The sequence below is a fragment of the Parasphingorhabdus sp. genome, assembly GCF_039939955.1.
Taxonomy (GTDB): Bacteria; Pseudomonadota; Alphaproteobacteria; order Sphingomonadales; family Sphingomonadaceae; genus Parasphingorhabdus.
In genome coordinates, this window is sequence record NZ_JBDVHS010000003.1 from 105,252 (window position 1) to 127,232 (window position 21,981).

Sequence of the window (21,981 nt, forward strand, 5' to 3'; positions counted from 1 at the left end):
TTATTTCGCGCGGGTCCAGTTCTGCCCCTGACAGAAGAAAGCGATACAGCCTTTCATCTTCAGGCTATTTGCCGAATTCAGCCTGACTTCCGAACGATAGGTTTTTCCGCTTTTCGGATCATAGACCTTGCCGCGCCAGATATTTCCGTCGGGCTTGAATCCGGTCAAAATTGTCATGCCGAGGATCGTTCGATTGCGTAGCTTCTTATTCGGGTTGTAAATATCCTTCTGTCCAACGCCATTGGGCGGGGTCACCAGATATTTGTAGATCCGGCCACAAACGCTTGTACCGCATTTGGAAATTTTGATGATGGCATCCCGATCCTGGGTGACCCAATTGCCGATAATGGAATCGGCGGCCATCGCGGGCGTAACGAAAATCATAGCGGCGGGGATCAGGCCAAGGGCCATTTTCATGGGCGTAAGAAGCGATAGTGCCATGGTAAGCTCTCCATCTTGATGACCGACATTTGAACTTTTTGCTTATAATGTGTCAATCTTCGCTAGCTTGTCTCTGGTTACGCCAATCTGAACGCGCCGGAATAGCCGTCCTTCTTCGGCCCAGAAGATCAGGGCTAGAGATGCCAGTCCACAGACGAGATAGCCTGCGGCAATCGGCATGATGGTTCCGTCAAACTGAAGCGCGATTGCTGCACCGATCGAGGCCGACAACAGGGTTCGGGAGAAATTCTGGAAGGAAGAAGCAACGCCGGCGATTTTGCCGAAAGGCTGCATCGCGATGGAGCTGAAGTTTGCGCCGGTCAGGCCTACCATTGCCATGGAGGGCGCAACCAGTGCGGTGAAGGTCCAGATATTGATGCCGTCCATCAGCGCCAGGACAAAGTGAATGATGGACACCAGAATGAAGAATAGCAGGGCCGATTGTGACACCCGGCGCGCGCCAAAGCGCATGACGATTCGGGAATTGGCGAAGCTGCCCAGTGACATGGCCCCGGCATTGATCGCGAAGAAATAGGCAAAAAGATCCGCTGCATCGAACAGGTCGAAGAATATTTGTTGAGCGGATGCAATATAGGCGAATAGGGGCGCCATCATCAGGCCGCTGGCCATGACATGACCAAAGCTGTTGCGATTGAAGAGGACCTGATGCCATGCTGCGGCAATGGCCTTGGGACTGATTGGTGTGACATCATCCGGGTGTAGCGTCTCGGGAAGCCGGGCCCATACCCAAAGGAATAACGCCACACCGGCGGCTGACAGGATGACAAATATCGCCTTCCACGGCGCGACCAGCAAAACCATTTGTCCGAGCAGGGGTGCGGTAATCGGGACGATCAAGAAGACCATCATGATCGTGGACATGGCTTGCGCCATTGCATCGCCTTCATAGCGGTCCCGGATGATACTGTTGACCAGCACGCCAAGCGCGGAGGCCGCCAGGCCCTGGATGAACCTGGCGATTAAAAGCAGGTCATAGTCCCAGGCAAAGGCGCATAAAATGCCGAAAACCGCGTAAACGGCAGTCGTGATCAACACGATCGGTTTGCGACCGTAGCGGTCGGCCAGTGATCCATAGATGATCGAACCAATGGCCATGCCGTATAGATAGGATGTTATGACGGATTGGCGGTCGTTGACAGCTGGTAAGGCGAAGTCATCCGACATCAATCCCAATGCTGGTAGCATCATATCGATGGCCAGCGCGTTCAGCGACATCAAGCCCGCCACCATGATGATGAGCTCTACGCGACCAATCGGAAAAGGAAGGGCTTTGTTTTCCACCTACGGGCTATGGCAAGATCATGGGGGCGTGGCTATACGCTATATTGATATATTAGGGGTTTGGAGTGGAAACGAGATTGATCGGTTTGAAATCCATACTGTCGTTGTTGGCGGCACATTTTATCATCATCCCGGCGCATGCGACGTCGCCACCTCTACGCTGTGCCGACCTTGTTGTTGCTGCCGATCGCGCACGGGAGGAAATAACCGATCAAGCGGGAAAATATGTCGTTCATGTTGACGGCGCAACGGTGTCAGATGTCGGCTCCTTACAAGCCCAGATCAATGCCGACGGCATTGAAGCGGCGATCATTGTCGGCGGGGATTTCCAGGGCTGGGACTTTACCAACATGTCACTGGCTCCGGCTTGTTTCGTTGATTCCAACTTATCGAACTCGATCTGGTTCAAGGCATCCCTTCAAGGGGCGGCCTTTGTCCGGACCAATTTGGAGGGATCAAATTTTCGCGCGTCCGATATAGCGCACGTCTATTTTGACAATAGCAATTTGAAGGGTCTGGATGCCCGCGGTGCCAATCTTTCGTGGGGAAGATTTGGTGGGGGGTGGTTCGAAGGCAGTATCGAAGGCTGGAACATTGACGATGCCAATATGACCGGTTTCACGTTCGAATGCGGTATCACGCTTTCGGATGGTTGTCCGCTCTATCAGGGCGGGGCTGAAATGAGCGCCAAGGGAACGGAATTTTCCGGTGCCACGCTACATAGTTTCGGGCTTTACAATGTCGATTTGACCGGCGCTATTCTCAATCAAACGATAATTGGACCCCGCCAATTTCCTCATCTGATCAACGCTGATTTTCGCGGCGATATCATTTTGCGCGGCGGCGATAGCGATGTGAGACTGACTTCAGAAGAGGCGCTTAGGCTATTGACGGAAAACGCCAAACAAAAGTCGGTAGAGGCACAGCCTGCCTTTGACTGTACCAAAGCAGCGAGCAAGGTTGAACAGGAAATTTGTGGAGAATATAGCCATGATCTTCGTGCGATGGATCGTAAAATGTCGAGCCTCTACAAAAAGGCTAAGGCGTTTGATCCAGCGATCAAGGCAAGCCAGCGGGCATGGTTGAAGCAACGGAACGGTTGTGGTGGCTCTGAATATCCAGCGGATTGCCTCCGGGAAACCTATGGCAAACGTATCGGCGCCTTGCTCGTCGTCTTGGGGCCTACGGAATGGCTGGCGCGCGGCGAAGCAGCCCTATTCACTGATGATCTTCTGTCGTTGCCCGAGAGTTTTACCGGCACGGATCTATATTCAAAAATTGCCCCTAGTTTGGTCGGTGCTTCGATGGCGGAGATATTGGTCGAGCGTGGAGAAGACGGGCTCTATGCGATCAAGGGCAGTGCGGTCGGTGCCAACGCCCACTTGTGTAGCCTCTATGCATGGCATCTCTATTTCGATCGAAAAACGGGTTGGTATATACCGGTATCGGAAGAGGCAGCGCTCCCGATTTTCCGGATATTCGGTAACCGGCTGGAGATATTTGCCAATGGGCGACCGGATTATAAAAAATATCCTGATGCATCAAAATTCATGAGCTGCGGCATGCGGGCCAGCTTTTCAGAGGTGCTCCGTGTAGAAACAAGAGATGCGGTGATTGAACGCTATCGAAAATCGCTAAACGAAGAAATGTAGCTGCTCCCCAATTGAAGAAACAGTCGTTAGACTGGCCCCATGTCCGATTCCGCTCCCGATCTGCTCCAGCGCAAGATCATCCATATTGACATGGATGCTTTTTTTGCGAGCGTCGAGCAGCGGGACTTTCCGGAGCTGCGTGGCAAGCCGGTGGCGGTGGGGGGATCAGCAAAGCGGGGGGTTGTCGCGGCGGCTTCTTATGAAGCGCGGAAATTCGGGGTGCGTTCTGCGATGGCGTCGGTCACCGCAAAGCGCCGCTGTCCCGACTTGATCTTCGTCAAACACCGGTTCGAAGTCTATCGCGAGGTTTCGCAGCAGATTCGCGCGATATTTCGCACGCACAGCGATCTTGTTGAGCCATTGTCGCTGGACGAAGCCTATATTGACGTGACGCAGGACAAGATGGGTATCGGCAACGCGACCCGTATCGCCGAGATGATCCGCGCCGAGATCAAGAAGCAGACGGACCTCACGGCCAGCGCCGGCGTGAGCTATAATAAATTCATCGCCAAAATCGCCTCTGACCAGAATAAGCCGGACGGGATATGCGTGATCAAACCGCATCAGGGCGCGGATTTTGTTGCCCAGCTCCCGGTACGGCGGTTCTTTGGTGTCGGGCCAAAGACGGCGGAGCGGATGGCAAAGCTGGATATTCACACCGGCGCCGATTTGCGCGCGCAATCGCAGGATTTCCTGCGCCAGCATTTCGGCAAGTCGGCCGGCTATTTGTTCCGCGCCTCGCGTGGCGTCGACCACCGCGAAGTGCGGTCCAATCGTATCCGCAAATCGGTCGGAGGAGAGCGAACCTACGGCGATGATCTGGTGAACGAAACCGATATGCAGGATGCATTTGAGAAAATCATAGATATCGTCTGGAACAGTATCGAGAAATGCGAAGCGCGCGGCCGGACGGTGACGCTCAAGGCCAAATATGCCGATTTCCGGCAAGTGACGCGCTCCCATTCGGTGGATCATTATGTCGCGGACAAGAATGAATTCGCGAGCATTGGTCGCGACTTGCTGGCTAGCATCATGCCGGTTGAAAATGGCGTGCGGCTGCTCGGGTTGACGCTTGCCAATCTCGAAGGCGCGGAATCGTCAAATGACGAGGAGCCGGATGCAGCAGATCAGGCAGCATTTGAGTTCTAGCGAACAGCCATCGGAAATTTAGTCTTGCTATAGACTATACCTTGCAATACATATCAACAATGTTAAGCAAGGTTATATGATGGAACTGCCAAAAGATATTGAGTCCAAATGGGATGCCCAGTTGCGCAAAGGAACGCTGGAACTGGTCATTCTTGCGGCGCTGAAAGGGCGACGGCTTTATGGGCTTGAGCTGCTCGGACAGCTGCAATCTCTCGAGACGACGGCGATAACAGAGGGTACTTTATACCCGTTGCTGGACCGGTTGAAACGGGATGGGCTTGTCGATGCCCATTGGCAGCAAGAAGGCGAAACAAGGCCCCGCAAATATTATCAACTCACCATGAAGGGAGAGGGGAAATTGTCGGATCTTACGACCCGTTGGCGCAAATCCACCCAAGATATCGAAATTTTACTGCATAACCCGGGGCCGGGACCAATCCGCCCGAAAGGAGACTGATATGTCAGACCGCGAGATGATCCACAATTACCTGCAATCGTTGATGCGGTTCCTGTCCCGCCTCGACCGGGAGGATGCCGATGACGTGCTGCGCGAAATAGAGAGTCATATCTATGACGTGATGGAGATGCGCGAAGAAAATGGGCAGATAATCGATGCATCGGCCATATTGGAAGGCTTCGGCCAGCCGCGCGATCTTGCCAGCCAATATGTCGATCATATTCTGAAGGGTGCCCCGCCGCCTAGAGGCTTCAAGGCGATCCAGAGCGTGAAACGGGGGGCGACCAGCGGGCTGCGCTATGCGACGGCTCTGGTCGGCTATGTCACGGCGGCGACGCTGATCATTGTCGGTCTCTACAAGCTGATCGATCCCGATGCGGTCGGATTCTGGGCCAATGAATCAGGTGAATCCGTTGTGATCGGCGCTTTGACGGAAGTTCCGGCGGGTACCCACGAGCTGATGGGCTGGTGGCTGACGCCGGTGGCGCTCGGTATCGGAATCGCGGCTGCCTATCTGACCAGCAGGCTGCTGCGGGTGTTGAAACTGAAAAGCTGATCGGCGATCAGCCGCAGACCCTCAGAAGCTCATTTCGTCATAAATCTTGCTGACGTCGCCATTCCATTCGCCGTGATAGCGGTCGAGCAATTGCGCCGCCGGTGATTTGCCCTTGGCAACCACTTCGCGGAGCGGATCGAGGAAGCCGCTTTCATTGTCGCCGCTGCTATTCAGGCGGTTGCGCGCGGTCAGGCCGGCGGAGGATATGTCGAGAATTTCGGCCGCCAGATCTTTCAACGTCTGACCATTGGGGATCGGCGTGTCGAGGCCGAGCTTGGGTACTGTGTTGCGCAGGGCCTCACGCTCTTCCATGCTCCAGCCCTTCACCCGGTCCCAAGCGGCATCCAAGGCCGTCTGGTCATAGAGCAGGCCGACCCAGAAAGCGGGCAGGGCGCAGATACGGTTCCACGGCCCGCCATCCGCACCGCGCATTTCGAGGAAGCTTTTCAGACGTACTTCGGGGAAAGCGGTGGAGAGATGATCGTTCCAGTCTGCCATAGTCGGCTTCTCGCCTGGCAGCACCGATAGCTTGCCTTCGAGAAAATCGCGGAAGCTCAGGCCCGCTGCGTCGATATATTTGCCATCTCGGAAGACGAAATACATCGGCACGTCGAGCATATATTGCGCATAGCGTTCATAGCCGAAGCCGTCCTCGAACACGAAGGGCAGCATACCGGTGCGGTGTGGATCGGTGTCCGACCAGATGTGGCTGCGGAAGCTCTGGTAGCCGTTGGCTTTGCTTTCGGTGAAGGGCGAATTGGCGAACAGCGCGGTGGCCAGTGGTTGCAGCGCCAGCCCGACGCGGAATTTTTGTGCCATGTCGGCTTCGCTGGAATAGTCGAGATTGACCTGGATCGTGCAAGTACGCAGCATCATGTCGAGACCAAGCGTACCGACCCGCGGCATATGATCAATCATGATCTGGTAACGACCCTTGGGCATGATCGGTAATTCGGCGCGGGTCTTGTCCGGCCACATGCCCATGCCGAGAAAACCTTTGCCGGTCTTTTCGCCAATGGCTTTGACCTGTTGCAAATGGCGCCCGGTTTCATTGCAGGTTTCGTGCAGATTTTCGAGCGGCGCGCCGGATAGTTCCAGCTGGCCGGCTGGCTCCAGACTGATCGCGCCATCGGTGCCGGTCATCGCAATGACTTTGCCATTTTCTTCCACCGGCTTCCATCCGAACTCCTGCATGGCAAGTAACAGATCTTTAATGCCGCCGGGTTCTTCATAGCTGGGGGCGTGATGGTCGGATGTGCAATAGACGAACTTCTCATGCTCGGTGCCAATCCTCCAGCGATCTTTGGGTTTCTCTCCCTTGACCATGGGCTCGATCAATTGGCTGACATTTTCGATCACAGGATCGGCGTTGCTGGAAACCTGTCTGGTGCTCATAGTCTGGCCTTAGAAAATGATCGGCGGCGTTGCCACTGAAAAAAAGCTGTTCCGTTGATAGCTTTTGTTACTTGTCACAACAGCCAGCGTATCGCTGCGAACCCACCGACGAACAGGATTCCGCCGACTGTCGTGGCCAAGGCAAAATTCTTGTCGATCCATAGCTTCATCGGCGGCCCGAAATAGCGGAGCAGTATGGCGACGAGGAAAAAGCGGGCGGAACGGGCGATGATCGCTGCCCCGATCAATATATAGAGCGGCATCGCGGTGCTGCCCGCGGCGATGGTAATCACCTTGAACGGCAGGGGCGTGAAGCCGGCAAGGAGGACGACAATCCAGCCCTGTTCATTGAAATTCTGGGCAAAGACATCGAATTTGTCGGTGACCCCATAAAATTCAAGGATCGGCATGCCGACGGTTTCAAAGACAAAATAGCCGATGGCATAGCCGAGCAGTGATCCAAGCACGGACGCAATGGTGCATATCAGGGCGTACCAATAGGCCCGTTTTGGTTTTGCCAGGCACATGGGCGCCAGCATGACATCGGGCGGAATCGGGAAGAAGCTGGATTCCGCAAAGCTGATCCCCGCCAGCCATTTGGTGGCTTGCGGATGGCCCGCCTTGTCGAGCATCCATTCATAGAGTTTTTTGAGCATTTTTTTAGACCTCAGGCGCCGGGCGGGCGCATCCGCGCCCTTGGCTTTCGCGCCAATAAGGCGCGGCGGCCAGTCGGCCTTGCCTCGCTTCGCTCGGTTGGTTGGGGTCAATTCCGAGCGAAGCGAGGCAAGCGCGACCGCGCGCCCGGACCCCGGATTTAATCCGGGGGAGGAAAGCCAAGCAGGCGCATGCCTGCGCCCGGCGCTTGAGGTCCAACGAGAATCTCACCTTAATGCCCCGGCGCGCCGGTGACCTCTTCCAGCAATTCCTTGGGTGTTTCCCGTCCGTGGTCGGTGCCAGCGGCGCGATTGCCTTTCGCAAGAGCGAAGACGACACCCGATAGAGCCATCAGAGCGATAATATTCGGGAAGGTCATGGTGGCGTTGGTAATATCACCGAGACGCCAGACCAGCTCCAGAGGTGCGAAGGAACCGAAGAAAATTACAACACACCAGAGCACCCGCCACAGGAAGTGAAGGCGCTGCTCACCCTTCAGGTTTGAACCCGGGAAGAGATCATAGAGATAGGTGATCGCCCGCTCGCCATAATAGCTCCACGTGAGCAAGGTGGTGAAGACGAACAGAATGAGCGCGATGGATACAATCAGCGTTCCAATGGGAATGCCAAAGACCAGATAGGGGAATGCCGCCGCATAAGCACCCGAAGTCATCGCAAAACCATTGAGGTCGGATTGCCATGCATGGTCTACCGCCTGAACGACACCATTGGCATCGGTCACGGTAAAGTCGCCGGCGACCGTCAGCATGACCAGAGCGGTCATGGTGCAGATCACGATCGTATCAATGAACGTCCCCATCATCGCAAAGCGGCCTTGTGCCGCCGGATCGTTGGTTTGTGCAACGGCGTGGGCGATGGGGGTGCTACCCTGACCGGCTTCGTTCGAAAACAGGCCGCGGGCTACACCGGCGCGGATCGCCATGATGATCATTGCGCCCAAGAAACCACCGGCAGCAGCGTCATAGCCAAAGGCACCGGTAAAGATGCGAGAGAAAGTTTCCGGCAAGTAAGGCAGGTTGATCATCAGAGCGACGAACGCCATTAGCAAATAGATGCCAGCCATCCATGGGACGATGGTTTCTGCGACTTTACCGATCGACTTGATGCCGCCGATGATGACGGCAAATACGGCCACAGCCGCCACGGCACCACCAACCCATTCGGCAACACCGAACAGTTCATTGGCGGAATCGCCCAGGCTGTTGGCCTGAATGCTATTGCCGGTAACCAGCGCCGAAAACAGCGCTCCGAGACAGAAAAGAACGGCGAGCCATGTCCATTTGGGTCCAAGGCCATAGGTAATATAGGTCATCGGTCCGCCGCGATAGGTGCCGTCCTCGGCTTGCGCGCGGAACCGGACCGCGAGAGAACCCTCGGCAAAGGCCAGAGCCATGCCGAAAAGAGCCGTCACCCACATCCAGAAAATAGCGCCCGGACCGCCGAGCGTGATTGCTGTGGCCACACCCGCGAGATTGCCGGTGCCGACTTGTCCGGATAGAGCGGTTGAAAGCGCTGCGAAGGGTGAAATTTCACCGGCGCCTTTGGTTTCGGATTTTTTGAACAGGCCAGCAAGAGCAGGAAAAAGGCGACGCAACGGATAGCCGCGCAGGCCGATCATGAAATAAATACCGGCGCCCAGCAAGATTACTACCATCGGCGGGATCGGCAGAATTTCTTCGCCGGCCCAACTGCCGCCCCAGATGAAATCTGAAATATTGGTGATTGGCTCGATTGCCGCTTCGAGACCTGAAACAGGTGCTGTGCTCACAAAAATTCTCCCCGATGGCGCGCAAGGGCGCATATTCTATCCCGTATGGCAGGATTAGCAGGCGGATGGTTTTTGGCAAATGCTTTTGCCATCTGGCTCCCAGTCCCTATGCTGATCGCAAATGAAAATATGAGGATGGAGTCCGAATGATGCAGAGCTTGTGGGTAAAAAAAGATAATCTCGTACAGTCCGAATGGCATGAGAGCGCTGCGCCAATTTTGGCGGATGGCCAGATATTACTGGCAGTCGAAAAATACGCGCTGACGGCGAATAATATTACCTATGCGGCGGTTGGTGACGGCTTTGGCTATTGGAATTTCTTCCCGACCGGTGATGACCAATGGGGCATCGTTCCGGTCTGGGGCTTTGCCAAGGTCGTGGCGTCGGAGAACGCGGATATTGCGGTTGGCGAGCGGGTCTATGGCTATTTGCCGATGGCCAGCCACTTGCTGGTCACGCCAACCAATGTGGCGGATGGCGGTTTTGTTGACGGTGCTGCCCACCGGCAGGGACTGGCGATCATCTATAACCAGTATAACCGGCTGGGCATGGATGAAGGCGCGCTCGAAGCGGAACGGGCGATTTTCCAGCCTTTGTTTACGACCAGCTTCCTGATCGAACATTTCATGCGCTCGAACGACTGGTTCGGGGCCGACACATTGTTGATGACCAGTGCTTCATCGAAAACCTCGCTGGGTCTGGCGATGGTCGCGAAAAGCCTGAGCCCGACGGTCAAGCGCATTGGCCTGACATCTGCAGGAAACAAGGAATTTGTCGAGAAATCCGGTCTCTATGACGAGGTTTTGACCTATGACAATCTGTCCGCCGCTGATGCAGCGACGCCAACAGTTTCAGTGGATTTCGCCGGCAATGGCCAGCTGCTGGGCGCCATTCACAGCCAATGGGGCGATGCACTCAAATTCAGCTCCTTGGTCGGCGTGACCCATATTTCGGAGCGCGGCGGTGCCGATGATCTGCCGGGGCCGAAGCCGGAAATGTTCTTCGCTCCGACCGCTGCCGAAGTCCTGATCAAAGAGGTTGGTCCGGTCGAGTTCCGCGCAAAGGTTGATACGCAATTTGCAGCCTTTGTCGCCGGTGCTAGCGATTATTTGACGATTGAGGATCTGAAAGGAAATGAGGCGCTGCAGTCGGCCTATCTCGCGATGTTGGCGAATGAAGTCGCGCCGAGCCGTGGTTTGATGTGTCATTTGGCCTAAGGCCACGAACACTTGATTGTGACGGGATATAGAAGGATAATAGCAGAAGGCGGGTCGCACCGATGGGGGAAACAGTTTGGCTGAGCCAACAGAACTGCCGGATTTGGGACGCCATGATCTTTTCAAGGATGTGGCGCCGGAAGCACTGAAAGCGCTGCAATCCGCTTCGATCAAGAGGCAGATCGCGGGCGGTGAAGCGCTGGTTCATCAGGGTCATGATGCGGATGCGCTCTATTTCGTCGAGTCCGGCCGGTTCCGTGTGCTGGTTAACAAGACGCGGATCGTTGCCCATATCGAAGCCGGGGAAGCGGTCGGAGAACTAGCCTTTTTTGCCGGCGGAAAACGCACCGCCGATGTGATTGCCACGCGCGACTCCATAGTGCGGGAGGTCTCTCGTCAGGCCTTTGACGATATCACGTCGCGCCACCCGGATTTAAACACGGCGATGCTGAAGCTGGTTTCCGAACGGCTGGCGGTCGCGACCGCGCGCACGTCATCCATTTCGTCGAAAAATCCACGGGTGATTGCTATGCTACCCGCCGGAAGCAGCACATTGCCGGATGGATTTCTGGCCCGGATGGCCGAGGCTTTTGAAACGGTGGTTCGGTCGGGCACACAAGTGGTGCCGGTGGACCGTGCGACTAGCGATGTAGCGGATTCCGGCGAATATCAGGCATGGCTGGCGGAACAGGAAGCCAAGGGCGCCTATATTTTGATCGATGGCAGCGGACCGGAAGATTGGGGACAGATGGTGTGCCGGAATGCCGATGCACTGGTGATGGTCGCTCGTCCCGGTCAGGCGGACCCCGAGCCCAATGCGATGGAAAAAGCGGCGATGGGCTGGATTGCAGAACCGCAGCGCAGCTTGCTTTTCCTGCGCAAGAGCAGCGACAAAATCATCAGCAAAAGCAGCGAATGGATCGATCCACGCAATCCAAAGCTGCACCATCATATGGCGCTTAACGATGATGCAGATTTTACCAAGGTCGCGCGTTTTCTAACCGGTCGGGCGGTCGGCGTGGTGCTGGCGGGTGGCGGGGCGCTCGGCTGCGCGCATCTTGGCGTGATCAAGGCATTGCGGCAGGCCAATATCCCGATCGACTTTATCGGCGGGGCCAGTGCTGGCGCGGCAATGGGCGGGGCGATCGCACGCGGCATGACCGTCGATGAGACGCTCGATCAGATGGAGGCGATGTTCATTCAGGCCAAGGCGATGAAGCGCCTGACCTTGCCGGTCTATTCCCTGCTCGATCCGACGGTGTTCGATAGCGAACTTAGAAGTCGCTACGGCACGAAGGATATTGCTGATCAGCCGATCAATTTCTTTGGCGTCTCGACCAACCTGTCGACCAACGGCCTGCATATCCACCGGCGCGGGCCATTGTGGGAATGTGTTCGCGCTTCAGGTTCTTTGCCGACCATATTGCCGCCGTTCATTGATAAGGACGGGAATATCCTGGTCGATGGCGGGGTGCTGGATAATGTGCCGGTCAAGGTCATGCACGATCTGAAAGCCGGACCTAATATCGTCGTATCTTTGGGCGATCCCAATGAAATCTGGCGCACGGATGCTCTCTATGACGATGTACGCGGACGGTGGAGCTTGTTGCGGGACATGGTCCTGCGGCGCAAACGGGAGGCAGAATTTCCGTCCATCGTTGAGATCATGTCCCGTTCGATGGTGGTGGCCAGCCGCATGGCGTCCAAGGAGATGCTGAGCGAGCAGGACATATTGGTGAATCCGCCGATCATTCCGGACATGCAGATATTGGACTGGCATTTGGGCCGGGAACTGGCGGAAATGGCGGCGGATTATATCGGAGAGCATGTCATTCCGACGATTGATATCTAAAGGGCTATAACCAAATAGGTAAAAACTAGTTGACATCGTCACGCTGTTTAGGTACATATCAGGAACATCGCGAAATTGTGATTCGGGCCGACCGGCTCTGAAGGACCCCGCCAGATAGGCGAGGCCGTTCTGACCGGAAGGCCCTTTTTTATGTCCGGTCGGTTCGCGCCGGTTCGGTTCGGAGTATCTTATGCCAAAATCAGAAGTCAGGGGATGTTATGACGACAAGCGCAAGCTGAAATTCCTGAAGTCTCTTTCCATCAGCTCACATGTGGCAGCGTCGGCAAAGGCGGCGAAGGTTTCACTTTCCACTGTCTATCTTTGGCGCAACCGGGACCCGGATTTCTATAATCATTGGATGCGGGCTTTGGCCAATGGCTACGAACTGCTCGAAATGGAATTGCTCGACCGTGCCCGCAATGGCGCAGAGAAACATATTTTCCGGAATGGCGAGCAGGTTGCGACGGTCCGGGAACATAATGATGGCTTAGCGGTCAAATTACTATTTGCGCACAAGCAGATGGTGGCGTTGACCCGCGCGGCGGAAGATGAACTGACTCCTGAAAAAGTTGGCGCTGATCTTGATAGGAAATTGGAAGATATGCGCGCAAAACTTCGTCGCCGTCGGGCGCTTGCCAAAGCGAAGGTGAACCCGTCTGATCATGATGAGTGATTTTGCCGTAACGGAATTCTTTGCAGAGTGGACAGCATTAGACCGCCGAACCTTTCTTTCTCGGCTTAGCGAGCGAGAGAAGCAGGCCTTTCTATATCGCTGGAATTTCTGGGCGCGGCCCGAACAAAGACCCCCGGCGGGTGATTGGTCGATCTGGTTGATCATGGCAGGGCGCGGCTTTGGCAAAACCCGGGCCGGGGCGGAATGGGTGCGCCATATTGCCGAACGCGACGGCAGCGCGCGCTTCGCTCTGGTCGGTGCCAATTATGCGGAAACCCGCACCGTGATGGTCGAAGGGGACAGCGGATTGCTGTCGATCGCGCCGCCGAGCCAGCGACCGGTCTGGGAGCCATCGCTGAAGCGGCTGACATGGGACAATGGCGCGCAGGCACATCTCTATTCGGCCGCCGAACCGGAAGGCTTGCGCGGGCCGCAGCATAGCCACGGCTGGTGCGATGAAATTGCCAAATGGATGAACAATGCCGGGCAGGCGGAAGCGGTCTGGGACAATCTGAAAATGGGTCTGCGCCTCGGTTTCCGGCCGCAACTGGTGGCGACCACAACGCCGCGGCCGGTACCGCTGGTTCGGTCCCTGGTCTCGGGTGACGGGGTGGCGATCACGACGGGCCGGACACAGGATAATGACCTGCATCTGCCCCATGCATTTCTGACCGCGATGACTGCGGATTATGGCGGCACCAGGCAGGGGCGTCAGGAGCTGGACGGCGAACTGATCGAAGAACTGGAAGGCGCTTTGTGGACGCGGGCGATGATTGATGGGTGCCGGATCAGGCGTGACGAACAGGATGTTGGTTTTACCAGAATCGCTATCGGTGTCGATCCACCGGCATCCAAAACGGGAGACGCCTGTGGAATCATCGTCGCCGGTCTGGGCGCGGACGGCAAAGCCTATGTGCTGGGTGACTGTAGCGTCGAAAGGGCCAGCCCGGAAACCTGGGCCCGCCGGGTGGCGGACGCAGCGGATCGTTTCGAAGCCGACCGTATCATTGCCGAAGCCAATCAGGGCGGCGCGATGGTGAAATCGGTATTGCACGCGGCGCAAATCTCGCTGCCGGTAAAATTGGTTCACGCCTCCCGCGGCAAGGTCGCGCGGGCGGAACCGGTAGCGGCGCTCTATGAGAATGGACGCGTGCATCATGCCGGGGCATTTCCACAGCTGGAGGACGAGATGTGCGGATTGCTGGTTGGTGGCGGATATGAAGGACCGGGCCGTTCGCCCGACCGCGCCGATGCTCTGGTCTGGGCGCTGACGGAGTTGATGCTCGGGAAAAGGCGAGAGCCGAGGGTTAGATGAACTCGCCTCTGTCGACGCACGGGTAACGAAGGAAACAACATGACATTTTGGGAAAATATATCCCTCGCCTTCAAGGGCGGGGGTGGACCATCGCGGCCGCCTTTGGGGCGGTCCTATATCGGCACCTACGGTGGCGCGGCTCTTTCGGGGGACGCGCCCTTTTCATATGAGGGTCGGGTGCGCGAAGCCTATGTCGAAAATGCCATTGCCCAGCGGGCGGTGCGCATTGTCGCCGAAGGGGTTGGCGGCGCGCCGCTGCTGCCGGCAGAGGACAAGATCGCGGACCTGATTCACGGGAGCGGCGCGAGCCAGACCCTGCTCGAGACGATCGCGGCGCATTTGCTGCTGCATGGCAATGCCTATGTGCAGGTCATTCGCGGGGACGAGGACCAGCCCGCGGAGCTTTATGTGTTGCGCCCGGACAGGATCACGGTTGAGCCGGATGCCAAAGGCTGGCCGGTGGCTTATGTCTATCGCGCTGGCGAACACCGGACGCGCTTTGCCGCGCAGGATGCGATGGGCCGTCCGGCGATTGTTCATCTCAAGGGCTTTCACCCGACCGATGATCATTATGGTCTCGGCTGTCTGGGCGCGGCAGCGAAAGCGGTGGCGGTGCATAATGCGGCGGCGAAATGGAACAAGGCGATATTGGACAACGCCGCTCGGCCTTCGGGCGCTCTGGTCTATGATCCCGGTGCCGACGGATCGGCGCTGACCGGAGAGCAATTTGACCGGCTGAAAGCCGAAATGGATGCGAGCTTTGCCGGATCGGGCAATGCCGGGCGACCGATGCTGCTGGAAGGCGGCCTCAAATGGCAGTCTATGAGCATGACCCCGGCGGATATGGATTTTGTCGCGCTGAAGGAAGCGGCGGCGCGAGAGATTGCGCTGGCTTTCGGTGTGCCGCCGATGCTGCTCGGCCTGCCCGGCGACAATAGCTATGCCAATTATCGCGAAGCCAACCGCGCCTTGTGGCGGCTGACGATCCTGCCGCTGGCGGGGAAGATACTGGACGGCCTGTCGGCCGCGCTCGCTGCGTGGTGGCCGGACGCGAAGCTGGCCGTGGATCGCGACCAGATCCCGGCCCTGTCGGAAGATCGCGAACGGCTGTGGAAGCAGGTGTGCGAGGCCGATTTTCTGACGCCGGAAGAGAAAAGGGCGATGCTGGGGGTGTGAGGGTTTTTTATTGAACCTCAGGCGCCGGGCGCGGGCATCCGCCCGCTTGGCTATCCTCGCTACGCTGCGGGCGCGCGGTCGCGCTTGCCTCCGCTTCGCGTCGGTTTGGCACTCCCAATCGTGGTTAGTTTATCACCGAGCGCAGCGAGGCAAGGGCGCCAAAAACTAATGGCGTCCGCCGCGCCTTATGGCGCGAAAGCCAAGCGGGCGGATGCCCGCGCCCGGCGCTTGAGGTTAAAACGGAGTTTTAAATACAATGACCAACGACGAAATGCTCGCCCGCCTGATGGCGCAGGCGGAAGGCGATGGCGCCGATCTTGTCACCCTGCGCGCGATTGTCGAGGAAGCGACCGACAGCGGCGCGGTGCGGGTGCTTGACCGCCTGGGGCTGTCCGATCCCGGCGCGGAGGATGACATCGACGAGCTGCGCGAGCTGCTCCGCGCCTGGCGCGACGCAAAAGCGAGCGCGTGGAAAGCAGCGATCCGCTGGATCATTCGCGGGGCGCTCGCGCTGCTGCTGGTCGGGATCGCGATGCGGCTTGGCCTGGGGCATCTGGTGTTATGAACGGGGATACATCCGTTCGCCCTGAGCCTGTCGAAGGGTTTGTCGCCGCAAGAGGTGCTTCGACAAGCTCAGCACGAACGGGAGACGCAAACGCCCTCCGCTTTGCTGGCTATGCCGCGATCTTTAACCGCATCGACAAGGGCGGGGATATCATTCGGCCGGGTGCCTTTGGTGCCTTTCCGGAGGGCAAATCCCTGCCGCTGCTGTGGCAACATGATCCGCGCCAGCAGATTGGCCGGGTCGACCATGTGCGCGAAGACCGGCGTGGATTGCGGGTGATTGGTTCGATATCGACCGCTACGCGGGCCGGGCGCGACGCCGCAGCCGGTCTGGCGAGCGGCGCGGTGAAGGGCTTGAGCTTCGGCTATCGCGTGAACCGCTCATCCGGCCAAAAGCCGCGCGAGCTGATCGACCTGGATGTCGCAGAAATATCGCTGGTCACCTATCCGATGCAGCAATGGGCGCGTGTCCATCATTTGGATGGACCGGCCGATTTAACTTGATACCGGCCTGACTAAGAGTATTAGATAAGCAATACACTTGGGAGGCATTAATGAAAAATCTTGCAGCTTTCTTGCTCGCGCTCTGCTTCGCGGCTCAACCTGCTCTTGCGGAGGATGGAGCCGATGACGTCCGCGAGCCCGTGCGGGTATTGATATTGGGCGCCTATCATTTTGCCAATCCGGGCGCTGATCTGAACAACGCCGAGGCCGATGATGTGCTGACGCCCCGGCGGCAAAAGGAACTGGCCGCTCTCGCAGAGACGCTGAAGACATTCGTGCCCACGGCTGTCGCGGTCGAAGCCGCGGCCAAGCCGCCTTATGCGGACACCGGCTTTGCCAATTTCAAACCGGAGGACCTGACGAAGATACGCAACGAAACGGTGCAAATCGGATATCGGGTTGCCCATGTCGCTGATGTCGACCGGGTCTATGCGATTGATGAACGGTCGTCGGAGGAGGAGCCCGACTATTTTCCTTATGACCGCGTCCATCAACAGGCAAAGGAAACGGGCGATGCCAAGCGTCTCGAAAAAATGTCGGACTATGGCGTGCTGATTGCGGAATTTGAAGAGCAGCAAAAGAGCCAATCGATTCCCGAGCTGTTGAAATTCTGGAACAGTGATCGCTTTCCGGATGATTTTTACTGGGATGTGATGACCATCGGTGAAGGCGAGAAGCAAACCGGCGCGGAACTCGCGGCCTATTGGTTCATGCGCAACGCCAAGATTTTCAACAAGCTGGTGCAGGTGACCGAGCCGGGCGACCGCGTGATCGTGGTCTACGGCAGCGGTCATGGCGCATGGCTCCGCGAGATCGTCGAGAGAACGCCAGGCTATGTTCTGGAACCGGCCATGCCCTATTTGCACAAGGCCACGGACGCCTTGTCCGAATAGAGCAGCACATTTTGACAACCCCGAGCCGCCCCTCACCGGGCGGCTTTTTTATTGCCCACAGGAAAGGAAAACCATGACAGATTCCCCCAAGTTCGAAACCAAGGCCGATCCGCTTGAAGCGTCTTTTGACGCGGTGCTGATGGCCGAGGATGTCGCCAGCCAGAGCGACCAGATCAAGTCGCTGCGCAACGATGTCGACGGTCTCAAAAGTCAGATGACCGATATCTCCAAGGCCTCGGCGCGACCGGTGCTGGATGGCGCGAAAGGGATTCCGTCTTCGGCTGCAGCGCAGGATTTCGTGACCAAATATCTCCGGCGCGGAGACCAGAGCGGCATCGAGATGAAAAGCTTCTCCGGGGCATCCGGGCCGGAAGGCGGCTTTGCCGTGCCACAGGAAATTGACGTGCTGATCGGCGCTACGCTGAAGGATATTTCACCGATCCGTTCGATTGCGACGGTGGTGCAGACCGGGACGGCCGGCTATCGCAAGCTGGTGACGACCGGTGGCACGCCCTCCGGCTGGGTCAGTGAAACGGCGGGCCGTCCGGAAACCGATACGCCGGATTTCAACGAGATCGCACCACCCACGGGAGAGCTTTATGCCAATCCGGCGGCGTCGCAGGCGATGCTCGATGATGCGGCCTTTGATGTGGAATCCTGGCTCGCCGACGAAATTGCCCGCGAATTTGCGCAAGCTGAAGGCGCAGCCTTTGTCGGCGGGTCGGGCGTCAATCAACCGCGCGGCTTTCTCAACGCTTCGGTGACTGACGAGAGTGACGATGTCCGCGCTTTTGGATCGCTGCAATATGTGCCGTCCGGTTCGAGCGGTAGTTTTGCCAGCGAAGATGTGCTGGTCGATCTCGTCCACACGCTGCGTCCCGCCTACCGGCAGGGCGCGTCCTTCGTGATGAACAGCTCGACGCTGGCGCATATTCGCAAGTTCAAGACGGCGGACGGCGCCTTTCTGTGGCAGCCTTCGCTCGCCAGTGGACAGCCCGCGACCCTGCTCGGCTATCCGGTGGTTGAGGCCGAAGACATGCCCGACATTGCGGCGGACAGCCTGTCGATCGCCTTCGGCAATTTCCGCGCCGGCTATTTGATCGCCGAACGCAGCGCGACCAGCATCTTGCGCGATCCGTTCACCAACAAGCCGTTCGTCCATTTCTATGCGACCAAGCGGGTTGGCGGTCAGGTGATGAATTCGGAAGCGATCAAGCTGATGCAGTTCAGCGCTTCTTAAAGCCCTTGCTGCGCCTCGGCGCAGCGCGTCCGCGCCGGTTGCTCCCCCTCGATCCGGCGCGGGCGCATATTTCGAACATTTATTGAAAGGATGCCGCGACCGTGAGCTTCCCCATTGCAGACTGGCCCGATGTGCCGGCAGATCTGATCGCAGAGGTCAGGGATTTTATCCGGATTGATCATCAGGCCGATGATGCCGCCATAGATGCGTTTCTGCGCAGCGCCGCGTCCTTGTGCGAGGATTTCACCGGCCAGATGCTGATTGCCCGATCGGTGACCGATATGTTGCCGGCGCGACAGGTCTGGCAAAAGCTGAAGCGGCTGCCGGTGCAATCGATCAGTGCGGTTGAGCGTGTTGCGGCGGACGGAAACCCGTCGATTCTGGCGGTCGAGGACTATGCCGTTGATATCGACAGCGACGGTATCGGCTGGATCAAATTGCAGCATGGCGACGGCGGCTCGCGCATTCGGGTGGCCTACAGCGCCGGTGTGGCGCCGGATTGGGGCGATCTGCCGGCGGGTTTGCGCCAGGGAATCGTCCGGATGGCAGGCTATTTCTATGCCAATCGCGACGGGGTCGATGCGGGCGGGCCGCCGAGTGCGGTGACGGCTTTGTGGCGGCCCTATCGGCGGATGAGGATCGGCTGATGGGACAGGAATTTTCCGGCATCTTGCGCGAACGCATATCGATTGAACGGCAGGCCCCCGGGCGCGATGCGCTGGCCTCCGCCGAACCGCAATATATGACTATTGGCGTCTTCTGGGCCGCGGCCGAGGCTTTGCGAGGCGGCACAGCGAGTGAAGCGGAGAGCCGGTCGGCCATGAACCGATGGCGTTTCATTTTGCGGGAGACACGCGCGATCAAACCCGGTGACCGGCTGCTTTGGGGCGAGCATGTGATGACGATATCGAGCGTCATTCTGGAACATCGCCTGATCCCGAAAACCATCCTGCAGGCGGAAGAGAAGAGATGATGGAAAATTTGCAGAAGCGCGGTGAGGCCTTGGCCGAGAAACGCTTGCTCGACACCAGATCCGAAATCAAATCGGCGCTGGCGGCAGAACTGCCCGGCGACGTTGAGATCATCGAGACGGCCGAGGGGGTCGAGTTGAAAGCGCGGCGGTTGAGCGAACGCTTGATCGAGAATAGCAGCCTGCGCGATGTCGCTTTCCTGATGCGAGCGGTCCGATGAGCAGTGCGCTCGAAGCAGTGCAGCGGCAATTGGTGATAGGATTGGATGGTCACGCACCACTGATGGGGCTGATCAGCGGAATTTATGACGGCCCGCCGCCGCGCGCCGCGTTTCCTTATATCGCTCTGGCGACAGGCGCATCGCTGGACTGGAGTCACAAGGGTGGCGTTGGCCGCGAATTGAGTCTCGCGCTGACGGTGCATGATGACGGCGACACCGCGGCGCGCCTGCACCGGGTGATGGCGCTGGTTGAAGACGCGCTCGAGCCGGGTCTGGACGATCCGGCTGGGTGGCAGATCGTCACCTTCGATTTTCGCCGGACGCGTGTTTTGCGCAGTGCGGTTAGCCCGTGGAGCGGGTTGATTGAATATCGGGCGAGGGTTTTGAAGGTTTGAATTAGCCTCGAGACAAATAAACACCACAACATAAAGGAACCAGAATATGGCAGCAGAAAAAGGCAGCGCCTTTCTCTTGAAAATCGGCGATGGCGAGAGCCCTGTCGGCTACACGACCATTGCGGGCCTGCGGACCACGCAAATGTCGGTGAACGGAGAGCCGGTTGCGATTACCAGCAAGGACAGTGGCGGCTGGCGGCAATTGCTGTCGGGTGCCGGTGTGCGCTCCGTATCGGTCTCCGGGGCTGGGGTCTTCACCGGATCCGACGCGGAACTAAGGATGAAAGCCCATGCGCTGGGCGGCATTCTCGATTCCTACGAGCTTAGCTTCGAAGGTGGCGAGCGGATGCAAGGCGATTTTCTGGTCGCGCGGCTGGACTATAGCGGCGATTATAATGGCGAGCGCAGCTATACGCTGAGCCTCGAAAGCTCTGGTCCGGTGATCAATGTCTGATCGGGCGAATAGATTGCGCGGCGAGACCGGTCTGCTGATCGGCGATGAACATATTGTGTTGCGACCGACATTTGCTGCTCTTGTCGCAGCAGAAGACGAATTGGGTTCGCTCTTCGATCTTGTCGAACGGGCTTCACGCGGACAGCTTAAGCTTAGCGAGATTGTGATCTTGTTCTGGCATTGTGTCCGGGATCGTCCGGCTCATTTGACGCAAGATGTATTGGGGGATGGCATTGCCGCGCTCGGTCTCACCGGCGTGACACCGGCGCTCAAAATTCTGCTTAAGCAGATATTGCAGGGCCAGCCCGTCGATAGCTGATGGCGAATATTTTCGGTGCATCCGCAGAACATCTCGCGGGCCTTGTTCCCCTTCTTCTGGGCTGGACGCCGGATCAGTTTTGGTGCGCTACTCCGGAGGAACTGACCGGTCTGTTCCGGTCTCTCGAGGATCATGAAACGGGTTTGGGTTCGTCTCTGCCGCTTGATCATTCCACATTTGAACAATTGAAAGAGGCGTTCCCCGATGGATGAAGAAATCGAACGGCTGGTGGTCAGCGTGCGCGCTGATACCGCTGGCTTTGCAAAAGATGTTGCGGATATGAAAGGGCAGCTGGACGGTCCCTTTGCATCCGGCCTGGAGCGGGCCGGATCGGTTCTGGAGAATACGCTCAGTCGCGCCATTCGTCGGGGCTCCCTGGATTTTGAGGATCTGCGCCGCGTGGCCCTTTCGGTTATGAACGATATTGCCAGCGCCGCGATCAACAACGGGTTGCCTAGTCTATTTGGCGATGGCTCTGCTGGTTCTGGCGGCGGCCTGCTCAATCTGGGCACGTCCCTGCTCAGCGCCTTTCTGGGCGCACCGGGCCGGGCAACGGGTGGCCCGGTGACGGGCGGCCGCGCTTATATGGTTGGAGAACGTGGGCCGGAGCTATTCGTGCCAACCGCGGCGGGGCGGATCGAGCAGCCGGCGTCGGTCGGCGGTGCGCCCAATATCAGACTGACGATCAATATATCCGACCATGGCCAGGGCAGCGCGCCCGATCAGATGCGCCGGTCGAGCCGACAGGTGGCGCGGGCAGTGCGCAATGCGCTGACGGCGAAGGCAGGCTGAT

At 57.8% G+C, this 21,981-nt stretch carries 26 protein-coding genes; 21 read left to right on the forward strand and 5 right to left on the reverse strand.

Annotation, left to right across the window (positions count from 1 at the left end; all coding sequences use genetic code 11):
• The gene (locus ABJG22_RS03640; protein ID WP_348018888.1) at positions 1-441 is read right to left on the reverse strand and encodes a DUF2147 domain-containing protein; all 441 of its coding nucleotides are present in this window, start codon (positions 439-441) and stop codon (positions 1-3) included.
• Positions 442-483: 42 nt separating this feature from the next.
• Positions 484-1,743: a multidrug effflux MFS transporter gene (locus ABJG22_RS03645; protein WP_348018889.1), complete on the reverse strand. Its 1,260-nt coding sequence runs from the start codon at positions 1,741-1,743 to the stop codon at positions 484-486.
• A 65-nt stretch (positions 1,744-1,808) separates the two neighbouring features.
• On the opposite strand from ABJG22_RS03645, the gene ABJG22_RS03650 reads away from it, so the two are divergent.
• The 4 genes from ABJG22_RS03650 (at position 1,809) to ABJG22_RS03665 (ending at position 5,557) form a co-directional block, all read left to right on the forward strand.
• The gene (locus ABJG22_RS03650; RefSeq protein ID WP_348018890.1) at positions 1,809-3,395 is read left to right on the forward strand and encodes a pentapeptide repeat-containing protein; all 1,587 of its coding nucleotides are present in this window, start codon (positions 1,809-1,811) and stop codon (positions 3,393-3,395) included.
• Between the two features lie 39 nt (positions 3,396-3,434).
• Positions 3,435-4,544 (forward strand): DNA polymerase IV, encoded by a 1,110-nt coding sequence (gene dinB / locus ABJG22_RS03655; protein ID WP_348018891.1) that lies wholly within the window; start codon positions 3,435-3,437, stop codon positions 4,542-4,544.
• 76 nt (positions 4,545-4,620) lie between these two features.
• Entirely contained in the window at positions 4,621-5,001 is a 381-nt protein-coding gene (locus ABJG22_RS03660) for a PadR family transcriptional regulator (RefSeq protein ID WP_348018892.1), read from the forward strand.
• Position 5,002: 1 nt separating this feature from the next.
• Positions 5,003-5,557: a hypothetical protein gene (locus ABJG22_RS03665; RefSeq protein ID WP_348018893.1), complete on the forward strand. Its 555-nt coding sequence runs from the start codon at positions 5,003-5,005 to the stop codon at positions 5,555-5,557.
• Between the two features lie 21 nt (positions 5,558-5,578).
• Here the strand turns inward: ABJG22_RS03665 and ABJG22_RS03670 are convergent, their stop codons facing one another.
• The 3 genes from ABJG22_RS03670 to ABJG22_RS03680 form a co-directional block, all read right to left on the reverse strand.
• Positions 5,579-6,952 carry a glutamate--cysteine ligase gene (locus ABJG22_RS03670; RefSeq protein WP_348018894.1) on the reverse strand — a complete coding sequence of 458 codons (1,374 nt, stop codon included), beginning with the start codon at positions 6,950-6,952 and terminating at the stop codon, positions 5,579-5,581.
• A gap of 74 nt (positions 6,953-7,026) precedes the next feature.
• Positions 7,027-7,608, reverse strand: coding sequence for a YqaA family protein (locus ABJG22_RS03675; RefSeq protein WP_348018895.1), 582 nt, complete (start codon positions 7,606-7,608; stop codon positions 7,027-7,029).
• Between the two features lie 230 nt (positions 7,609-7,838).
• Positions 7,839-9,395: an alanine/glycine:cation symporter family protein gene (locus ABJG22_RS03680; RefSeq protein ID WP_348018896.1), complete on the reverse strand. Its 1,557-nt coding sequence runs from the start codon at positions 9,393-9,395 to the stop codon at positions 7,839-7,841.
• Between the two features lie 146 nt (positions 9,396-9,541).
• Between ABJG22_RS03680 and ABJG22_RS03685 the strand changes: the two genes are divergently transcribed.
• The 17 genes from ABJG22_RS03685 (at position 9,542) to ABJG22_RS03765 (ending at position 21,980) form a co-directional block, all read left to right on the forward strand.
• Entirely contained in the window at positions 9,542-10,612 is a 1,071-nt protein-coding gene (locus tag ABJG22_RS03685; RefSeq protein ID WP_348018897.1) for a DUF2855 family protein, read from the forward strand.
• Between the two features lie 76 nt (positions 10,613-10,688).
• Positions 10,689-12,464 (forward strand): patatin-like phospholipase family protein, encoded by a 1,776-nt coding sequence (locus tag ABJG22_RS03690; RefSeq protein ID WP_348018898.1) that lies wholly within the window; start codon positions 10,689-10,691, stop codon positions 12,462-12,464.
• 190 nt (positions 12,465-12,654) lie between these two features.
• Positions 12,655-13,137 (forward strand): hypothetical protein, encoded by a 483-nt coding sequence (locus ABJG22_RS03695; RefSeq protein ID WP_348018899.1) that lies wholly within the window; start codon positions 12,655-12,657, stop codon positions 13,135-13,137.
• Positions 13,130-14,452 carry a terminase family protein gene (locus ABJG22_RS03700; RefSeq protein WP_348019031.1) on the forward strand — a complete coding sequence of 441 codons (1,323 nt, stop codon included), beginning with the start codon at positions 13,130-13,132 and terminating at the stop codon, positions 14,450-14,452. Before ABJG22_RS03695 ends, ABJG22_RS03700 begins: the two co-directional genes overlap by 8 nt.
• A gap of 39 nt (positions 14,453-14,491) precedes the next feature.
• Positions 14,492-15,628, forward strand: coding sequence for a phage portal protein (locus ABJG22_RS03705; RefSeq protein ID WP_348018900.1), 1,137 nt, complete (start codon positions 14,492-14,494; stop codon positions 15,626-15,628).
• Positions 15,629-15,884: 256 nt separating this feature from the next.
• Positions 15,885-16,193, forward strand: a complete 309-nt coding sequence (locus tag ABJG22_RS03710) for a DUF6127 family protein (protein ID WP_348018901.1) — start codon at positions 15,885-15,887, stop codon at positions 16,191-16,193.
• On the forward strand, positions 16,190-16,696 hold the full coding sequence (locus ABJG22_RS03715) for an HK97 family phage prohead protease (protein ID WP_348018902.1): 507 nt from the start codon (positions 16,190-16,192) through the stop codon (positions 16,694-16,696). The genes ABJG22_RS03710 and ABJG22_RS03715 overlap by 4 nt, the downstream gene beginning before the upstream one ends.
• 50 nt (positions 16,697-16,746) lie before the next feature.
• A complete protein-coding gene (locus tag ABJG22_RS03720; RefSeq protein WP_348018903.1) occupies positions 16,747-17,589 on the forward strand; it encodes a DUF5694 domain-containing protein in 843 nt (280 codons plus the stop codon).
• 73 nt (positions 17,590-17,662) lie between these two features.
• Entirely contained in the window at positions 17,663-18,829 is a 1,167-nt protein-coding gene (locus tag ABJG22_RS03725; protein WP_348018904.1) for a phage major capsid protein, read from the forward strand.
• 101 nt (positions 18,830-18,930) lie between these two features.
• Complete coding sequence (locus tag ABJG22_RS03730) at positions 18,931-19,476, forward strand: hypothetical protein (RefSeq protein ID WP_348018905.1); 546 nt, start codon at positions 18,931-18,933, stop codon at positions 19,474-19,476.
• Positions 19,476-19,802: a head-tail adaptor protein gene (locus ABJG22_RS03735; RefSeq protein WP_348018906.1), complete on the forward strand. Its 327-nt coding sequence runs from the start codon at positions 19,476-19,478 to the stop codon at positions 19,800-19,802. Before ABJG22_RS03730 ends, ABJG22_RS03735 begins: the two co-directional genes overlap by 1 nt.
• Positions 19,799-20,020: a hypothetical protein gene (locus tag ABJG22_RS03740; RefSeq protein ID WP_348018907.1), complete on the forward strand. Its 222-nt coding sequence runs from the start codon at positions 19,799-19,801 to the stop codon at positions 20,018-20,020. The genes ABJG22_RS03735 and ABJG22_RS03740 overlap by 4 nt, the downstream gene beginning before the upstream one ends.
• Positions 20,017-20,415 carry a DUF3168 domain-containing protein gene (locus tag ABJG22_RS03745; protein WP_348018908.1) on the forward strand — a complete coding sequence of 133 codons (399 nt, stop codon included), beginning with the start codon at positions 20,017-20,019 and terminating at the stop codon, positions 20,413-20,415. The genes ABJG22_RS03740 and ABJG22_RS03745 overlap by 4 nt, the downstream gene beginning before the upstream one ends.
• Before the next feature lie 46 nt (positions 20,416-20,461).
• Positions 20,462-20,869, forward strand: a complete 408-nt coding sequence (locus tag ABJG22_RS03750) for a phage tail protein (RefSeq protein WP_348018909.1) — start codon at positions 20,462-20,464, stop codon at positions 20,867-20,869.
• Positions 20,862-21,188, forward strand: a complete 327-nt coding sequence (locus tag ABJG22_RS03755; protein ID WP_348018910.1) for a gene transfer agent family protein — start codon at positions 20,862-20,864, stop codon at positions 21,186-21,188. The genes ABJG22_RS03750 and ABJG22_RS03755 overlap by 8 nt, the downstream gene beginning before the upstream one ends.
• Positions 21,188-21,400: a phage tail assembly chaperone gene (locus ABJG22_RS03760; RefSeq protein ID WP_348018911.1), complete on the forward strand. Its 213-nt coding sequence runs from the start codon at positions 21,188-21,190 to the stop codon at positions 21,398-21,400. The genes ABJG22_RS03755 and ABJG22_RS03760 overlap by 1 nt, the downstream gene beginning before the upstream one ends.
• Positions 21,393-21,980, forward strand: a complete 588-nt coding sequence (locus tag ABJG22_RS03765) for a tail tape measure protein (protein ID WP_348018912.1) — start codon at positions 21,393-21,395, stop codon at positions 21,978-21,980. Before ABJG22_RS03760 ends, ABJG22_RS03765 begins: the two co-directional genes overlap by 8 nt.
• Position 21,981: the final 1 nt, after the last annotated feature.

Excerpts from the sequence above, each read along its gene's own strand:
- ABJG22_RS03740 (WP_348018907.1), top strand. The coding sequence starts at position 19,799 with ATGATGGAAAATTTGCAGAAGCGCGGTGAGGCCTTGGCCGAGAAACGC.
- ABJG22_RS03755 (WP_348018910.1), top strand. The coding sequence starts at position 20,862 with ATGTCTGATCGGGCGAATAGATTGCGCGGCGAGACCGGTCTGCTGATC.
- ABJG22_RS03695 (WP_348018899.1), top strand. The coding sequence starts at position 12,655 with ATGCCAAAATCAGAAGTCAGGGGATGTTATGACGACAAGCGCAAGCTG.
- ABJG22_RS03750 (WP_348018909.1), top strand. The coding sequence starts at position 20,462 with ATGGCAGCAGAAAAAGGCAGCGCCTTTCTCTTGAAAATCGGCGATGGC.
- ABJG22_RS03710 (WP_348018901.1), top strand. The coding sequence starts at position 15,885 with ATGACCAACGACGAAATGCTCGCCCGCCTGATGGCGCAGGCGGAAGGC.
- ABJG22_RS03640 (WP_348018888.1), bottom strand. The coding sequence starts at position 441 with ATGGCACTATCGCTTCTTACGCCCATGAAAATGGCCCTTGGCCTGATC.
- ABJG22_RS03760 (WP_348018911.1), top strand. The coding sequence starts at position 21,188 with ATGGCGAATATTTTCGGTGCATCCGCAGAACATCTCGCGGGCCTTGTT.
- ABJG22_RS03665 (WP_348018893.1), top strand. The coding sequence starts at position 5,003 with ATGTCAGACCGCGAGATGATCCACAATTACCTGCAATCGTTGATGCGG.
- ABJG22_RS03725 (WP_348018904.1), top strand. The coding sequence starts at position 17,663 with ATGACAGATTCCCCCAAGTTCGAAACCAAGGCCGATCCGCTTGAAGCG.
- ABJG22_RS03685 (WP_348018897.1), top strand. The coding sequence starts at position 9,542 with ATGATGCAGAGCTTGTGGGTAAAAAAAGATAATCTCGTACAGTCCGAA.
- ABJG22_RS03720 (WP_348018903.1), top strand. The coding sequence starts at position 16,747 with ATGAAAAATCTTGCAGCTTTCTTGCTCGCGCTCTGCTTCGCGGCTCAA.
- ABJG22_RS03700 (WP_348019031.1), top strand. The coding sequence starts at position 13,130 with ATGAGTGATTTTGCCGTAACGGAATTCTTTGCAGAGTGGACAGCATTA.
- ABJG22_RS03715 (WP_348018902.1), top strand. The coding sequence starts at position 16,190 with ATGAACGGGGATACATCCGTTCGCCCTGAGCCTGTCGAAGGGTTTGTC.
- ABJG22_RS03745 (WP_348018908.1), top strand. The coding sequence starts at position 20,017 with ATGAGCAGTGCGCTCGAAGCAGTGCAGCGGCAATTGGTGATAGGATTG.
- ABJG22_RS03660 (WP_348018892.1), top strand. The coding sequence starts at position 4,621 with ATGATGGAACTGCCAAAAGATATTGAGTCCAAATGGGATGCCCAGTTG.
- dinB (WP_348018891.1), top strand. The coding sequence starts at position 3,435 with ATGTCCGATTCCGCTCCCGATCTGCTCCAGCGCAAGATCATCCATATT.
- ABJG22_RS03675 (WP_348018895.1), bottom strand. The coding sequence starts at position 7,608 with ATGCTCAAAAAACTCTATGAATGGATGCTCGACAAGGCGGGCCATCCG.
- ABJG22_RS03705 (WP_348018900.1), top strand. The coding sequence starts at position 14,492 with ATGACATTTTGGGAAAATATATCCCTCGCCTTCAAGGGCGGGGGTGGA.
- ABJG22_RS03735 (WP_348018906.1), top strand. The coding sequence starts at position 19,476 with ATGGGACAGGAATTTTCCGGCATCTTGCGCGAACGCATATCGATTGAA.
- ABJG22_RS03670 (WP_348018894.1), bottom strand. The coding sequence starts at position 6,952 with ATGAGCACCAGACAGGTTTCCAGCAACGCCGATCCTGTGATCGAAAAT.
- ABJG22_RS03765 (WP_348018912.1), top strand. The coding sequence starts at position 21,393 with ATGGATGAAGAAATCGAACGGCTGGTGGTCAGCGTGCGCGCTGATACC.